11 protein-coding genes are annotated in these 12,715 nt (G+C 66.2%); 7 read left to right on the forward strand and 4 right to left on the reverse strand.

The features are described from left to right. Positions 1-17: 17 nt before the first annotated feature. Positions 18-656 carry an SOUL family heme-binding protein gene (locus tag JKL49_RS08570; RefSeq protein WP_215339791.1) on the forward strand — a complete coding sequence of 213 codons (639 nt, stop codon included), beginning with the start codon at positions 18-20 and terminating at the stop codon, positions 654-656. 15 nt (positions 657-671) lie between these two features. Here JKL49_RS08570 and JKL49_RS08575 read toward each other — a convergent pair whose 3' ends face one another. Beyond that, positions 672-2,075 (reverse strand): alpha/beta hydrolase domain-containing protein, encoded by a 1,404-nt coding sequence (locus JKL49_RS08575; protein WP_215339792.1) that lies wholly within the window; start codon positions 2,073-2,075, stop codon positions 672-674. 162 nt (positions 2,076-2,237) lie between these two features. Between JKL49_RS08575 and JKL49_RS08580 the strand changes: the two genes are divergently transcribed. Then, the gene (locus JKL49_RS08580) at positions 2,238-2,663 is read left to right on the forward strand and encodes a YciI family protein (protein ID WP_215339793.1); all 426 of its coding nucleotides are present in this window, start codon (positions 2,238-2,240) and stop codon (positions 2,661-2,663) included. Positions 2,664-2,755: 92 nt separating this feature from the next. Then, positions 2,756-3,157, forward strand: a complete 402-nt coding sequence (locus JKL49_RS08585; protein ID WP_215339794.1) for a GFA family protein — start codon at positions 2,756-2,758, stop codon at positions 3,155-3,157. Positions 3,158-3,475: 318 nt separating this feature from the next. On the opposite strand, the gene JKL49_RS08590 is transcribed toward JKL49_RS08585, so the two are convergent. Together JKL49_RS08590 and JKL49_RS08595 are read right to left on the reverse strand one after the other, a co-directional pair. Continuing rightward, on the reverse strand, positions 3,476-4,141 hold the full coding sequence (locus JKL49_RS08590) for an HAD family hydrolase (RefSeq protein ID WP_215339795.1): 666 nt from the start codon (positions 4,139-4,141) through the stop codon (positions 3,476-3,478). Between the two features lie 120 nt (positions 4,142-4,261). Further along, entirely contained in the window at positions 4,262-4,864 is a 603-nt protein-coding gene (locus JKL49_RS08595) for a class I SAM-dependent methyltransferase (RefSeq protein ID WP_215339796.1), read from the reverse strand. A 482-nt stretch (positions 4,865-5,346) separates the two neighbouring features. Here JKL49_RS08595 and JKL49_RS08600 point away from each other — a divergent pair, with 482 nt between their 5' ends. From JKL49_RS08600 to JKL49_RS08615, 4 genes are all read left to right on the forward strand, one after another. Continuing rightward, a complete protein-coding gene (locus JKL49_RS08600) occupies positions 5,347-6,813 on the forward strand; it encodes a phospholipase D-like domain-containing protein (protein ID WP_215339797.1) in 1,467 nt (488 codons plus the stop codon). 103 nt (positions 6,814-6,916) lie between these two features. After that, positions 6,917-8,941 (forward strand): TIR domain-containing protein, encoded by a 2,025-nt coding sequence (locus tag JKL49_RS08605; protein WP_215339798.1) that lies wholly within the window; start codon positions 6,917-6,919, stop codon positions 8,939-8,941. Further along, on the forward strand, positions 8,938-9,306 hold the full coding sequence (locus tag JKL49_RS08610; protein ID WP_215339799.1) for a PaaI family thioesterase: 369 nt from the start codon (positions 8,938-8,940) through the stop codon (positions 9,304-9,306). Before JKL49_RS08605 ends, JKL49_RS08610 begins: the two co-directional genes overlap by 4 nt. 157 nt (positions 9,307-9,463) lie before the next feature. Then, positions 9,464-11,359, forward strand: coding sequence for a hypothetical protein (locus JKL49_RS08615; protein ID WP_215339800.1), 1,896 nt, complete (start codon positions 9,464-9,466; stop codon positions 11,357-11,359). Between the two features lie 359 nt (positions 11,360-11,718). Here the strand turns inward: JKL49_RS08615 and JKL49_RS08620 are convergent, their stop codons facing one another. Further along, entirely contained in the window at positions 11,719-12,588 is an 870-nt protein-coding gene (locus JKL49_RS08620) for a hypothetical protein (RefSeq protein WP_215339801.1), read from the reverse strand. Positions 12,589-12,715: the final 127 nt, after the last annotated feature.

Consider the following 12,715-nt stretch of genomic DNA (forward strand, 5'->3'; position numbering starts at 1 on the left):
GACGAGGAGATGAGCCGATGGCCAATGTGTGGGAACTGGGGGCCGCGATCCTGGGCGGACTGGGCGCCCTGGTGGGGATCCGCGCGGGGACCGAACAGCCCCGCTACACGCTGGTGGAGCGGCTCGGAAAGGTGGAGATCCGCCACTACGGGCCCCGGCTGGCGGCCCAGGCCACGGTCTCCGGCTCGGCCACAGCGGCCCGCAGCGCCGGGTTCGAGGCGGTGGCGGGCTACATCTTCGGCGCCAACACCACCAAGGCCTCCATCGCCATGACCGCGCCGGTGGCCCAGAGCGCGGCGGGCCGGTCCCAGTCCATCGCCATGACCGCCCCGGTGGTGCAGACCGCCGACGGGCCCGCCTCCTGGAAGGTGCAGTTCATCATGCCGGCCCGCTACACCCGCGAGACCCTGCCGGTCCCCACCAGCGACAAGGTCACGATCGTCGAGCTGCCGGCCCAGGACTACGCGGTCCTGCGGTTCTCCGGCTCTCGGAGCGGACGCGCGGTAGAGCGCCGCACCGGCCAGCTGACGCAGGCCCTGGCCGGTCAGGGCTGGCGGGTCACAGGGCCGCCCACCGCCTGGTTCTACGACCCGCCCTGGACCCCGTCCTTCCTGCGCCGCAACGAGGTGGCCGCCCCTGTGGCGCGCGGCGGTTAGGCCCGGGGGCTCCCCTCAGCCCGCCGCCGCAGGTTCGCGCGCCGTGACCTCCCGCGCCCGCCGGTATTCCTGCGCCGCCTCGGCGACTGCCGGTTCGACGTCGCGGGGCATGAGGACACCGGCCGCGACCGCGCTGTCGGCGGCCTTTCGGAAGCTCGACAGGTAGCCGGCCTCGTCGCCGTAGAGGGCGTCGAGCTTGGCCGCGTCGAAGGGCTTGTTGGAGCCCCTCAGACGGCCGGCGAAGTCGTCTGTGACCGGGGTGGCGCTGTTCATGGCGACGGGGGCCGCAGCCTGGGGCAGGCGGGCGCCGCCCTTGGCGACACCATGGGCGTCGCGGATCACCTGGCCGTCCTCGGTGAACTCGATCAGCGGCTGGCTGGGGGGTGGGGCGCCGCCGCTCACCCAGCGGTTCATGTGGTGCAGGGCTGCGTCGTAGAAGGGCTGCAGGTAGATGCGGTTCATCTGCTCCGAGGGCGCGGCCGGCGTCGTGCCGAAATCACGCTGGAACTTCTCATTGCGGGTCAGCTGGGCCTGGTAGGAGACGTGGGTGAGGCCGGCGGCCTCCCAGGTGCGGAAGCGCTCGGTGTCGGGCTGGCGCACCTTCAGGCAGGCCTTGGCCTCCAGCTCGGTGTTGACGATCATCGCCGGGACATCGAGGTCGTCGCGGATCAGGTTCTGGCCGCGGGGCAGCGGCCGCGCGTTCCCGGGGGCGACGCGGACCGGGGGATCGCTGCCCTCGATGGCCGTGCCGCTGCCGAAATAGATTTGCAGCATGTAGCCGTCGAAGGCGTGACCGCCCTGTTCCGCAGGCAGGGGATGGACGGCGTTGATATAGGTCGACAGGCGCCCGGCCGACTGGGAGGCGCCCAGGCCGATGACCTGCTTCACCGCCAGCCCGCCCATCGGGTCCACCGAGGTGTCGCGACCCGGGCCCACGGCGCGGGCGACCTGGGAGAAGATGTCGTAGGAGGCGTCATCGGTGGGGATGCTCAAGGTCCCGTAGCGCTCGGCGTCCCAGGCGGCCAGGCCCTGGGGATTGTCCTCGAAGCCGTGGACGCCCACCTTCTGCACCGTGGCGCAGACATAGGCGTAGCCGTCCTCCAGCACCTCGGGGCCTTCGCCGAAGAACAGCTCATAACCGGCGGTGACGTTGTTCCAGCAGACCACCACCGTGCCGTTGAACGTCGCCGGGTCGGCGGGGCGGTAGACCAGGAAGCGGGTCTTGAAGGCGACCTTGCCCTTGGGCTGAACGGCCCACTTGCCGTCGCGGCCGAGCTCGGCGCCGGGAACCGGGGTGTAGAGGTTGGCGTCCCCGGTCAGGAAGAACTCCTCTTCGACGAAGCCCTTGGCGGCCAGGTCGATGAGCGGGCGGTTGAACGCCCAGCCGTGCGCGCCGCCGGTGACGGGTCCCTGGATCATGTCTCGCTCCCAACTGGTGGCCGGCTGGCTCCGACCTATGGGTCACCGTAACGCGGGGGGGCGCGGGCGAACAAGTTTCCAGCGCCGATGTCGGCTCGCGCCAAGCCCGTTCGTCATCCTGATGCGCCGCCAAGCGGGCGGGGCGAAACAGGGAGACAGGCGATGCGGGTCATGGTGTTCGGGAAGGCCTCTGAGACCAGCGGAGACGCCGCGCCGCCCACGGCCGAGGCGTTCGCGGCGATGGACCGGTTCAACGACGCCTTGGTGGAGGCCGGCGTCTTCGTGGCCGCCGCCGGGCTGCAGAACAGCGGTCAGGCTAGGCGCATCGTCTGCGAAGGCGCCGAGCGCACGATCACCGAAGGGCCGTTTCCCGAGACCCGCGACCTGGTGGCCGGCTTCTCGATCTGGCAGGTCAAGGACATGGAGGAGGCCGTGGCCTGGGTGCGGCGCTATCCCAATTTCATGCCGGGCCAGAGCGAGATCGAGATACGGCCGTTCTACGAGGCCGCCGACCTCGCCGAGTTCTTGACGCCCGAGGAGCTGGCCACGTCCCGCGACGGCGAGCGCGGGAAGCTGGGCGTCGCCTGAGGCCGCCCAGGCGTTGCATTCCGGCGCGCCTCAAGCTCCTCTGCCAGGTGCGGGCCGCCCCGAAGAACAGGGGCGGTCTGGGGAGGAAGCCCATGACCGTTCTGACCGGCAGCTGCCTTTGCGGGGCCAGGGCCTATGAGATCGAGGGTGAGCTCGACGGCGTCTGGATGTGCCACTGTTCGCTGTGCCGCAAGGCGTCGGGTTCGGTGGGCAACGCTATCCTGATCGTGCCGCGGGATCGCTTTCGCTGGGTGAGGGGAGAGGATCACGGCGTCACCTTCGCCCGGCCTTCGGGATACCCGATCACCCGCTGCCAGACCTGCGGCACGCCGCTGCCGGCCGAGACGGACGCGACGAATGTCTATGTGACGGCGGGCACCCTCGATACGCCGCTCGGCAAGGGCGTCCGCACGCACCTGTTCTGCGGGTCGCGGGCCGATTGGGACCGCGACGAACCCGACGTCCGCTATTTCGACGAGCGTTCCAAACCCTAGGGCTCGCGCGCAATGAATTTGCCCTCGGTTTTCCTTCTCCCCTTGCGGGTGGCCCTGCGGAGCAGGGTCGGATGAGGGGTCGAAAGGCCTATCCGGCAAACCCCCTGCGTCATCCCGGCCGCAGCGAAGCGGAGAGCCGGGACCCAGGGGCCACAACCAATCCCCCTGGGTCCCGGGTCTCCCCTGCGGGTCGCCCGGGATGACGGCTATCATTCTGAGAGCGGCGCTTGACCCGTCATCCGACCGGTCTCGGCCCCGCTCCCGACCCCGCAAGGGGAGAAGGACGCAGTTAGCTGGTCGCGCAATTGAGTCCAAACCCTAGGGAGCAGCCAGGACCAGATCGCGGACCTCATGCAGGTTACCCGCGACAACGATGCCCAGGGCGGCAAGCTCCGGCGTGGGCTCGAGCAGGTCGGGGACCATCACGGTCATCATGCCGGCCGCCGCCGCCGAACGGACGCCGATGTGCGAGTCTTCGAGGGCCAGACAGAGGCGCGGCGCGACGCCCAGCCGCTCGGCGGCCTTCAGGAACGGATCGGGCGCGGGTTTGCCGGTCTCGTAGTCGCCCCGGCAGATGATCGCGTCGAACCGATCGGTCAGGCCGTGGGCGGTCAGGTGACGCTCGACGGTCGGCCGCGACGACGAGGTGGCGATGGCGCGCGGCAGGCGCAGCTGGTCCAGGAGGTCCAGCAGCTCAGGGACCCCGGGCTTCATCGCGGGCCTGTTCTCGGCCACGAGCCAGAAGTGGCGTCGCCAGTCGGCGTGGAAATCCTCGAAGCGGAAATCGTCGCCGAAGTGAGCGCGGAACAGGGGCCCGCATTGCGAGCGGCGTACGCCGATGGACTGATCATAGACCTCGGCCGGAATCGCGTGCCCCGCCTCGGCGGCGGCCGCCAGGAGACCCTCCTGCCAAAGCGCCTCGGTATCGAACAGCAGGCCGTCCATGTCGAAGATCACGGCGCTGGGGCGGTGCGGCAAGGTCATGGTGCGACGTCCTTCCGAGGGGGGAGGGTCGCGGCTTCTCAACGCCGTTTCAAGCCCTCTGGAGCGGCTGAGACCGGACTCCCGGAGTGACCGCGATGGGTGGTGAGCGGACGTGACGTCCTATTGGGCCTCGGCCCACCAGCCGGCGTACCAAAGCCCTCGATAGAACGGCGCAACAATCTTGAAGCCACTCTGCGTCAGGCGCTCACGGATGACGGTTTCGGAGACGATAGGCATGGCGCCGACTTTGGACGCCACGTCAGCGGCTGCGTCAGGGGCTAAGCCGCCCAATATGGCGTGCCTCGCATAGGCGTGCTCCATTCGCTCATACATAGCGGCATTGTCGAAGCAGACATCGACGTGGATATAGGGTGCGCCAGGCTTGAGCCGCTTACGGATGCTGGTGAGGAAACCTAGCTTGGACCCGTCGTCCGGCAGAAAGTGCATCACGAAGAGGGCCGTCGCCGCGTCAAACACTGGATCCTCTGTGAGGTTGTCCACGACGCCCTCCACCAGGGTCGTTCTCAGATCAAGGTGGTCCGCGGCGACATAGGCCTTGGCCAAGCTGAGCAACTCGGCAGAGGGATCAACACCTACCAGGCGGTAGTTGGCTGGCGACGCGCCAAGGGTCTGAAGCTCGCGTCCTCCACCAGCGCCCACAACCAGGATCGTCGAACCGGCGCTAAGCTCGGTATCGAGGATCGACCGCATCGCGCGATGCAAGCCATCGACTCCAGGGACGACGGCTGTCTGGAAGGGCCTAAAGGCGTCCTGAGGCAAAGGCGTGGGCTCTTCTGGCACTGAACTTCCTGTTTCCGCTTTCCCGGAACAACATGGCGCAGACAACGTCGAGAGTCTGCTCAGGGTCGTTTTTCCCGTTGGGATCTCGGCCGAAACTCTCCCTTCCCGGCGCCCTGGCCCGGCAGGCCTAAACGGCGAGTCTCCGGCGGCCTCTTAACGTCTGCTCCTGGCGCGTCGCCGACGTCGGGGGGTTCCGCGCCCTCTGAGAGACGCCGTGGCGCGTCGTGACCTGCCGGCCGACGGAGCCTCAAGCATAGCTTTGCGTTGAGGCAGGCGCGGACGGGTTGTGCGCGGAAATATTGATCAAACTTGCGGGCTCCGCCGCAAGCCGCCACGGGAGACTGCGCATGTTGTTAAAGCCGGGAACCACTTGCTGGCGTACGGAGACAACCCCCCGAGCCGCCGTGTTCGTCGACGTGGAAGACTATTTCTCAGCGGTGATGTCGGCCATCTCCAAGGCCACGCGCTCGGTGCATGTGTTGGGCTGGGCCTTCCACCCTATGACCGCCTTCGAGCCTCAGATCGATTGCGCCGACGCCGACAATAGCCGCATCGCTGAATTCTTGAAGGCCACAGCCCTCAAGCGCCCTGAACTCGACATCCGCATTCTTTGCTGGAAAGCCGCACTGCCGATCGCGGTGACACAGGATTTCTATCCTCAGCGCGCGGCCAAGGAGTTTCGGGGCACGACGATCGGCTACCACCTCGACGGCAGGCTGCCGGTCGGCGCCAGCCATCATCAAAAGGTCGTTGTGGTGGATGACGCGGTCGCCTTCTGTGGGGGCTGCGATTTCGGTCCGGATCGATGGGATACCTGCGATCACGAGGACGATAACCTTCGCCGGGCCGCCAAGCCTGGCGCACCGCCATGTTTCGCCCCACGCCATGAGGTCATGAGCGCGGTCGACGGACGCGCTGCGGGAGCCCTGGGCGAGCTCTTTCGAGACCGGTGGTTTCGAGCGACGGACGAACGCCTGCCACGACCTGACGTCCCACCTGAAACCGATCCCTGGCCTGAGGGGGTCATCCCACAATTCCGAGACGTTCGGGTCGGCATCTCTCGGGCGGCGTCGGCCTGGCGCAAGGCGCCACAGGTGCGTGAAATCGAAGCCCTCTACCTGGCGTCCATCGCGGCGGCGAAGTCGTGCATCTACCTCGAGAACCAGTACTTCACGTCCTCTGTCATCGCCGAGGCGCTCGCCCAAAGGCTAGCCGAGCCTGACGGTCCTGAGGTTGTGCTTGTCTCAACCGAGCACGCGCCGAGCTACTTTGACCAAATGACCATGGACCGGACCCGGTCGTTCTTCATCAAGCGGCTGACGGCGGCCGATGAACATGGGCGCTTTCGCATTTACAGCCCGGTCACGACCCTTGGCCGCACCATTATCGTCCACGCCAAGCTCGCCATCATAGACGACGTCCTGCTGCGGATTGGATCGGCCAACATCAACAACCGCTCCCTTGGTCTCGACACCGAATGTGATCTGTCGATCGAGCCCATGGGGTCAAACCGGACACAGTCTCGCGCCGCGATCCGCGCCATGCGCACCCGGCTGATTTCGCACTGGCTGGGCTGCGGCGATGCGGTGTTTGACGAAACCGTCCGGATCGCCGGCGGCATTGGTCCTGCCATCGAACGGCTCCGCGCCGAGGGTCACTGCCGGCTTCGCCCAATCCCTGCCGTGCCGTTAAAGCCGTTGGCCACGCTGGTGGCGACGTTCCACATCGGCGACCCGGTGGGCCCGAAAGACTCATGGCGCCCCTGGCGGCGGCGCGTCGCGGTAAAGGCGGAGCTGAAGACCGTCATTGCAGCGTTGAAGAAAGCCCAGCTCGCCAGGACAAAGGCGAGCCTTGGCCAAAAGGCGGTTTGACCTCTGCTGGCTGGGTGTATCGCCAGTAAGCTAACCGCCCGAGAGCCCGCCGCAAAGCGGACCCTCTCGATGTCTGAGACGGGTGGGGAGCGGACCTAAAGGGTTGTCGCCATCAAGCACCGGCATCGACCTCGGCTTAGGCATCCGGTATTCGTCTTGCGTTCAGGACTGGGGACGTCCGCTGCCCGACATCTTCCTATCTTATAGCCGCGAGGATCAGGCCGTCGCCCGCCGGTTCGCAGAGGCGTTTGCGGGGCAGGGCTTTGACGTCTGGTGGGATGCGACGCTGAAGTCGGGCGAGGCCTATGATGAGGTGACCGAGACGGCGCTTCGCATGGCCAGGGCTGTGGTGGTGCTATGGTCGCCGCGTTCGGTGATGTCGCGGTGGGTGCGGGCCGAGGCCACCCTGGCCGACCGTAACAAGACCCTCGTCCCTTGTATGATCGAACCATGCGAGCGGCCGCTCATGTTCGAGCTTACTCAGACCGCTGAGTTGGCGCATTGGCAGGGCGGCGCGGAAGATCGGGTCTGGCAGGGCTTCGTCGCCGACGTTCGTCGCTTGGTTGAGCGAAACGGGGCGGCTTTCGCGGCGGCCCAGACGCTGGCCGAGATCGTCCCCGACCCAGCGCCGCCGCGTGAGACCCTGCTGGCCGTGCTGCCGTTCGACAACCTGTCCAGCGACGCGGAGATGGCCTTTTTCTCTGACGGGGTGTCAGAAGACATTCTCGGCCGGATCACTCAGGGATCGACGCTGAAGGTCATAGGCCGCACCTCCAGTTTCCAGTTCCGCGGCCTCGATAAGCCGAAGGCGGCCCAGGTCTTGAACGCCACCCACATACTTGACGGTTCCATACGACGGGCGGGCGCCAAGGTGCGCATCGCCGCTCACCTGACCGAGACCAACAGCCAGACGACCGTATGGTCTGACAAGTTCGACCGTAGTCTCGATGACATCTTCGCCGTCCAGGATGAAATCTCGGAGGCCATCGCCAAGGCGCTGAATACGGCGTTCCTTCCGCGAAAGACCTCCGCGATCGATCCGATCGCCTACGACCTCTACCTGCGCGCCAAGAGCTCCAGCCCCGATCCCGCAGAGGCTGCCCGCAACATCGCGACATTGGAGACTGTGACGCGCTTGGCGCCTGACTTCGCAGATGGGTGGGCAAGCCTTGCCCACGCCCGGATGGCTACAATCACGCTGTTGCCGTATGCCGGCCGCGCGAGGCACAGGGCCCTGGCTGAAGCCGAGCTTGCCCGATGCTTGGCGCTCGATCCGGACAGTGTGATGGGGGCAGACGCCAATTGGGCCATGTGCGATCCATTTGGCGACTACCTGGCGCAGGAAAAGATCATGCGGCGAGTCAGCGAGATTGGCACGAACTCGGCCAACGCCCAGTTCGGCTTAGGGTATCATCTCGAAGGCGTCGGAAGAAACCGTGAGGCGGTCAAAGCATCGCGCCGCCTGCGTGATCTCGACCCCAAGAACTCAGTCGCCGACGCCCTTTACGTTCAGAGCTTGTGGAGAGCTGGCCAGTTCGCCGAAGGGCGCGCGGCGATGGAGGTTCACCTGCAGTTCTGGCCTGACAATCATCACACGGCGGCACTCCTAATCCTGGCCTGCGCCCACCAGCAGGACTGGGCGGCCGTCGACGCCTTGCTCGATCCACAGCGCCTGGAACAGTTCCCCCTGCGCGAGCATTCGACCGTTATCGGTGTGGTGGGGCTGCTGCGATCTCCGACGCCAGAAACCCGGCGCATCATCCTGGACATGGTGAAGAACCGGGTGGCGAAAACGGGCCACCTGGATCACGTCGCCTTGGTGTGGCCTGCGGAACTAGGCTTCGCCGACGAGGCGTTCGACGTCCTGGATGCCGCGAAACTTGGCCCTGCGGGCGAGCCCGGCGATACGCTGGGCATCAACGCTTATCGCAGTCACATGGTTTTCCCCGCCGCCTATACTCAGCTGCGCGCCAATCCCCGCTTCGTGAAGTTGTGCGCGCGACTGGGACTGGTCGAGTACTGGCACGAAACTCAGCAATGGCCCGACTGCGCCGAGACCGTCCCCTACGACTTCAAGGGTGAGTGTGAGAAGTATCGCGACTACCCGAAGGACAAGTTCGTCGCATGACAACACCGCCTGAAGGCCTATTCCCCATCACTCACTATACCGTACATGCGGCGTTCGACTGGGTGTTCGCGCCCTCGATCAAGGAGATGGGGTTCACGGATTTCGTGGTGCGGGAGGGTTTCTGCTCGATTCGCCTGCCGATGAACGACCGGCTGAGGTTCTTCTCTGGCGCGGTGTGCGGACAAGCGCTCATGGCGGCGATAGATACGGCGGCGTCGATTGCGACCGAAACTACTGCTCGGCCCGGCAAGGGCGCGGTCTATCAGCACACCCATTTCCTGCGCCCGGCGGCGAACGACGATTTTCGTATCAAAGCGACGATGCGCCGTTTCGGAAAGCAAGCGCCTATGTCGATTGCAGCGTGACGTTCGTGGAGTCCCGTGAGTTCTTCGCCGATGCCGTGCTGGAGTTCGCGTTCTGACCCTGGCCCCTGCACCTCCTACCGCCAGGCTCAATCTCGGGGTCACGGGGCACCGGGAGGACAATGCCGCCTTCGCGGCCAATCGTGCTCGGATTCAGGCTGTGCTGGATCAGATTCTCGATGCCGTCGCGACCGCTGTGGCCGGCCAATGCAAGGCGCTGGACGTCGTGGCGACCGCCCGCATGCATTCGCTGCTCGCCGACGGCGCCGATCAGCTGGCGGCGGGGGCGGCGCTCGCGCGAGGGTGGGAGCTCGTCGCGCCTTTGCCCTTTGGCCGGATCCTGAACGCCGCCATCAACGCCCGGCCGGCGAGCGGCGGCGAAGCCGCGGCTTTGTTGACGGGTAGGGGACGGGCCAGTCCCGCCACCCGCGCACGCGCCGCTGCCATCGCGGGCCTGGCCGAGGCAGCCCAATGTTTCGAACTGGCTGAGCGGGACGAAGTGATCACCGAGTTGTTCCTGGCCTCAGCCGAAGCGCCGACCCACGTGCCCAAGGCCCAGGCCTTTGCGTCGGCCTGTTGCGAGAGGGTGGCGCTGGCCGGCCGCGTGCTGGTGGAGCAGTCGGATATCGTCATCGGCATCTGGGACGGCGCGACCCAGACCTTCGTCGGCGGCACCGGCCACACCATCGGCACGGCGCTCGACCTGGGCTGTCCAGTGATCTGGATCGACGCCCGGCAACCGGAGGCCTGGCGTATTCTGCGGGCCCCGGAATCGCTCGCCGGCCTTGCCGCGCTAGGCGAGGTCGAGGACGGTCGCGACGCCGCCCTAGCCAGTCTGGTCGCCGACGCTCTTCGTCCCGCCGAGCCCCGCCATCGTAAGCGTGGCGCTACGGCGCCCGGCGGTATTGCGGCGCTGACCCACGAACGCTGGCCTGGGCGCAGCCGGCCACTGGCTCACGGCTATCGCCGCATCGAGGCGCTGTTCGGCGCTGACAGCTGGAAGGGCCGTCTGCGCAGCCTGAGGCAGACCTATGAAACTCCGGACGCCATCGCGGCGGGGAGTGCTGCCCCCATGCTGGCCCATGCACGCGCGCTGCCGGGCCTGGACGGAAGCTTTGCCGACAGACTGGAAGCGGCCGTCCTGCGCCGGTTTTCCTGGACCGACGGGGTGTCGGCGTATCTGTCCGACACCTATCGCGGCGGCATGATGGCGAGCTTTATCATGTCACCCCTCGCCATCGTCGGCGGACTGGCGTGGCTAGCTCTGGACGCGCCCCAGTGGAAGTGGCTGTTCGAGATTTTCGAGTTCGGCCTGCTCTGTGCCATCGTCGGCATCACCTTGGTGGGCCAGAAGGCCCGCTGGCACGGCCGCTGGTTCGAGACGCGGCGGGCGGCGGAATATCTGCGCCAGGGCCCCATGCTGCTACTGCTCGGCGCGGCGCGAGCGGCGGGCCGTTGGCCCCGTGGTGCGGAGACATCCTGGCCGGAGTGGTATGCCAGAAGAGCCCTGCGCGAGGTCGGCCTGCCGGCGGTCGCCATCACGCCGTCCTATCTGCGATTGGCGCTCGGCGCCCTGCTGGACGACCACGTGACCAGTCAACGAGACTATCACCGGGACAAGGCCGCGCGTCTGGCCGCCGCCCAGCATAATCTCGACCGGCTATCGGAAATTCTGTTCACGTTAGCCGTGGCGGTGGTGGCCCTCTATCTTGCTCTGGAGGGTGCGGCGGCCCTTAAGCTTGTCTCCGAGGCCGTCCCCCATGCCATTTCTAACGCCTCGACCTGGCTTGCGGTGATGCTGCCGACCTTCGGCGCGGCGGTGGCGGGCATTCGCTATTTCGGCGATTTTGAGCGGTTCTCGGCCATTTCTCAGGTCAGCGCCGAAAAGCTTGACGCCGTCCATTCCCGCATTCGCCTGCTACTGGCAGCTCCTGATGCCGCCCTCGACTACGGCCGTGTCAGTGAACTCGCCCACGCCACCGACGATATTGTGGTCAGCGAGATCGAGAACTGGCAGGCGGTATTCGGCGGCAAACACGTCTCGGTGCCGGTGTAGGCTCCCGCGTGAACCGGCTAGGACCCGTATCGGTAGTCCCAACCTGTTCTAATCCCACCGCCCACGAGCGGACATCCCAAGCGTCGGCTAAGGGTCGATTGTGCCCGTTGGGTCCGCGCCGCGAACGTGCCGTTGCCAAGCGAAGATGCTCAAGCCCGAATCCGGACTTTGCCAACGACGACTAGGAGCGAAGCGGATACGGTTCGGCCAAACTCAGCCTTCCGCCCAAAGGCAGCCGATCCCGACGTGAGCTATCGGTTGTGGAGCCAGGTTCTTGATCCCTCCTCAATCGCTTCGCCTCAGCGTGAACGCGTCCCCATCCTTGACTGTAAACTCGGCGACGAGTTCGTCATCGGATGTCACCGCCGATTTATGCGGGCTCGCGCTTCTAGCTCGCTGATCCGGCGCAGCAGATAGGCGCTGTCTTCGGCGGACACCGCCGAGCGACCGTAAGCGATTTCGAGGTGGGCGAGATCGCCGTGCGCCTCACGGATGTCCAATGCCTCTGGCCGGGTGATGGCGCCCGATCGTTCATTGGCGGCCACCACAGCAAGGATATCAGCCAGACGGGCTCGCGGGCTTATCGCCTGGGTTTGAGCCTGAGGACCGTCGCCAAGGCGCTCGTCCAGGGCGTCTAGACGCGCATCGAGGTCTTCCCGCTCTCTGGCGCTTATGCCATCTCGTGCGCTTGCCGCTTCAAGCTGGATCAAGGCCACGTAGTCCGCGCGCAAACGCGTCGCCTGGGTGCGTGTGATGCGTCTGGCTGCGACGGCGGCGTTTACCCTCGCTTCGAAGTCCGCCCGACCTTCAGCAACGCTCGGGCCGGTATCGTCTCCAGCCTCACCGGGCTGGCCGAGCCGCTGTGTGATGGCGCCATAGCGTTCGGCCAGGTCTGCGCGTTCCTGTGCCGTGAAACGCCCATCAACGGCATACTGATTCTCTAGCATGACGAGGTTCGAAAAGTCCGCTCTCAGACGGTTCGCGGAAACTGTAGTCAGTGCGCCGGATCGGACATCGCTATCGAGCCGCGCCTGAAATTGACTCTGAGCTTCGCTCAGCGGCCTCTCGCCACGCTGCCACCGAGCGTCCAGCGAGCTCCCTTGGCCCAGCAACGCCTCAAGCACTTGTCCAAAGCGGTCTTGATTGCTGGTCTGCGCTAGAGCTCCGGGAGCCGGCGACAGCGCTACGGCGAAGGCGGCGACAGCGGTGAGGGACTTCAGCGACAACATGGGACTACCTTTTCGGGAGCAGGAAACTGGACGATGCACATGCTTGGGAATGTGGAGCTCTGCTGCAGCGTGGCGTGGGACCGACAAGAACGATGCGCCTGGTGGTAGGTCGCACTATCTCCAACGC

Source organism: Phenylobacterium glaciei (assembly GCF_016772415.1).
In the GTDB taxonomy this organism is placed as follows: domain Bacteria; phylum Pseudomonadota; class Alphaproteobacteria; order Caulobacterales; family Caulobacteraceae; genus Phenylobacterium; species Phenylobacterium glaciei.

Coding starts and splice junctions, on each gene's coding strand:
- JKL49_RS08570 (WP_215339791.1), top strand. CDS start 18: ATGGCCAATGTGTGGGAACTGGGGGCCGCGATCCTGGGCGGACTGGGC.
- JKL49_RS08575 (WP_215339792.1), bottom strand. CDS start 2,075: ATGATCCAGGGACCCGTCACCGGCGGCGCGCACGGCTGGGCGTTCAAC.
- JKL49_RS08580 (WP_215339793.1), top strand. CDS start 2,238: ATGCGGGTCATGGTGTTCGGGAAGGCCTCTGAGACCAGCGGAGACGCC.
- JKL49_RS08585 (WP_215339794.1), top strand. CDS start 2,756: ATGACCGTTCTGACCGGCAGCTGCCTTTGCGGGGCCAGGGCCTATGAG.
- JKL49_RS08590 (WP_215339795.1), bottom strand. CDS start 4,141: ATGACCTTGCCGCACCGCCCCAGCGCCGTGATCTTCGACATGGACGGC.
- JKL49_RS08610 (WP_215339799.1), top strand. CDS start 8,938: ATGACAACACCGCCTGAAGGCCTATTCCCCATCACTCACTATACCGTA.
- JKL49_RS08620 (WP_215339801.1), bottom strand. CDS start 12,588: ATGTTGTCGCTGAAGTCCCTCACCGCTGTCGCCGCCTTCGCCGTAGCG.